Raw genomic sequence first — 2,317 nt, forward strand, 5'->3', positions numbered from 1 at the left:
GGGATTAGATCCAATTTTGCAACTTCGAGCAGCTATTGCTAGCAATGATTGGGATCTAAATTGGAAAACTGTAGTTGCATCTATTTAGTTAGTTAGTGGCAACCATAAAAATTACACTTCCATAATACTTTGCCACAATAGCACCTAACAGGTTTTTAATTGAAGCTAGTATTACCGTTTTAACATCTATTGTCAACCATAAAAATTACACTCCCTAATCGATAAGTCAGCTCGTCACATTGCATTTTCCAAGCGCGATGCAACACTTTAGCTGCATTGACCATAGGCAAACGCTGAGAGCGTACTTTTTCTTCCCAATTTCTGGCAGCTTGTGAAAATAAATTATCAGATGCTGATTTTCTTTCACCGCTCGCTGCTAATACTATGAAATATAAGGAAACAGGACTAATTAAATAATTATCTCTTGCCACATTGGCTAACGATTGACAAGCCAAAGACACATTAGCTAATGCACCACACGCAATGAGTGAAATTGGCTGTTGGCCATATTGCTGATAATCGGAAACTGTTTTTTGTAAGATGGTGGGAAGCGCTTGCAAAGGATATGTTGTCTCTTCCTGTGTAGTAATTGCGAAAGGTATTGGTGACTCCCAATCCATCGTGATCCGAGTTACAGACTTTTCGGCGTGATCTAACTCTGTATTTATGACAAAAGAATTCATCTGGATTTTACTCTCTAGATTGCTATCAATTTTCTATGAACCACTTTCTTTAATAAACAAAAAACTTTAAGATCACAATTTGTGACCTTAAAGCTACTTATTTTGAATATGAACCTATCTACCCCAAAATCGTTAGATCTTTGGAGTTAGACGGGATTAATTTAATAACCAGCAGAAGCCACTACACTTAGATGATGTTTATCGTTTCTAATATCATCATGCAAAGCCAAGCGCTCCTCGCCCTTCTGCAACACCACTTCATAACCAAAAGATTTAGCTATTTTTATTAAATTACTTACTCTTATATCAGTTTGTTTTCCTGAACGAAGATCCTGGATAACAGATGGAGATATGCCTGCTTCTTTTGCTAAATCTCGTACGGACTTATCATCATCTTCCATAATAGAAATAAGTAATTCGGAAAAGAGCAATTCTTTATAATGTTGCTCATACGCTTTTTTAAATTGCTTATCCTGCATTTTTCGCTCATACGTTGACATAGGCTTATTCATAATAGTCACCTCGATTGACTCGTATTTCATAATCTTCTTTACACTTTAATGCGCGCTGCTTCTCACCAGCTGGTAGTTTGTTTGTTTTCTTATGAAACGCATTAGTGACAATCACCTTACTTCCGGAAAAGAAAAAACATAAAAACCGATGCGGCTGAGGTTTAAATGCATAAATCTTTTCGCCTTCATAATTAAATTTGGTTTTATTTTTAATTTCACCAATATTGCCCATAAGTTCAAATAAACCTAATGATTTGATTTGCTCGTTATCGTTGAGCGCTTCAAAATAATCCAGAGCAGCACTTCTCCCTTTAGAATCAAAATACCATTCAATGGTGAATTTTGATCCATTAAAGACAATATATTCTTTTAATTGTTTAGTCTTTTTATTCATAACTAAATTGTACTACTTAGCCGGTACAAAATCAAGAATTGACAAAAATAGTTTAACTAAATGATGGTTTCATTTTTCATATTCAAATAATAACGTAATTCATTATGATATGAATATAAGAATGTGGTCTCTAAATCCATATGTCCAGATTTCGAATCTTTCATAACATAATCAAATTTTCAGGGCTTTAATTAACTTTATTTAAGTTACCAGTTAAGTTACTATTTTATTATGTTATTAGTAATCAACCCCATTAGTCACATAACCGAACGTTTATGTGACTAATATACTACGGGACAAAAAATGCTCATTGGATACGCGCGCGTCTCAAAATCAGACGGTTCACAAACAACTGATTTACAAACTGATGCTTTGTTAACTGCTGGTGTTAAAAAAGAATATATTTATCAAGATTATGCGTCAGGGAAAAAAGACGATAGGCCTGGATTACAAAATTGCCTTAAAGCGCTTCGTGAAGGCGATACCCTTATTGTCTGGAAGCTCGATCGACTAGGAAGAGATCTTCGTCATCTTATTAATATTGTTCATGATCTAACTTCAAGAAGCATAGGTCTAAAGGTACTCACCGGTCATGGTGCTGCTATTGAGGGATGGTTCAAATCTACTGAACACTTCCACCAAATTTTGTAGTCATTTTTGAGAGCAGTTATCGACCAACGAATTGGTTTATGATACATAGTTTATCGCTAAATAAAAATAAGGATCAT

At 34.7% G+C, this 2,317-nt stretch carries 3 protein-coding genes and 1 pseudogene; 1 reads left to right on the forward strand and 3 read right to left on the reverse strand.

Translation table 11 applies throughout. From position 1 onward, the window contains the following. Positions 1-179 precede the first annotated feature (179 nt). The 3 genes from ELY15_RS15205 to ELY15_RS15215 form a co-directional block, all read right to left on the reverse strand. On the reverse strand, positions 180-683 hold the full coding sequence (locus ELY15_RS15205) for a DUF3987 domain-containing protein (RefSeq protein ID WP_233586846.1): 504 nt from the start codon (positions 681-683) through the stop codon (positions 180-182). 161 nt (positions 684-844) lie between these two features. Continuing rightward, positions 845-1,195, reverse strand: coding sequence for a helix-turn-helix transcriptional regulator (locus ELY15_RS15210; RefSeq protein ID WP_127101518.1), 351 nt, complete (start codon positions 1,193-1,195; stop codon positions 845-847). Continuing rightward, positions 1,188-1,589 carry a type II toxin-antitoxin system RelE/ParE family toxin gene (locus tag ELY15_RS15215; RefSeq protein ID WP_127101520.1) on the reverse strand — a complete coding sequence of 134 codons (402 nt, stop codon included), beginning with the start codon at positions 1,587-1,589 and terminating at the stop codon, positions 1,188-1,190. The genes ELY15_RS15210 and ELY15_RS15215 overlap by 8 nt, the downstream gene beginning before the upstream one ends. Before the next feature lie 303 nt (positions 1,590-1,892). Here ELY15_RS15215 and ELY15_RS15220 point away from each other — a divergent pair. Further along, positions 1,893-2,198: pseudogene (locus tag ELY15_RS15220) on the forward strand (recombinase family protein); the annotation flags it as partial. Between the last annotated feature and the right edge of the window lie 119 nt (positions 2,199-2,317).

This window comes from Legionella sp. km772 (assembly GCF_003989735.1).
Lineage (GTDB): Bacteria > Pseudomonadota > Gammaproteobacteria > Legionellales > Legionellaceae > Legionella.

Coding starts and splice junctions, on each gene's coding strand:
- ELY15_RS15205 (WP_233586846.1), bottom strand. CDS start 683: ATGAATTCTTTTGTCATAAATACAGAGTTAGATCACGCCGAAAAGTCT.
- ELY15_RS15210 (WP_127101518.1), bottom strand. CDS start 1,195: ATGAATAAGCCTATGTCAACGTATGAGCGAAAAATGCAGGATAAGCAA.
- ELY15_RS15215 (WP_127101520.1), bottom strand. CDS start 1,589: ATGAATAAAAAGACTAAACAATTAAAAGAATATATTGTCTTTAATGGA.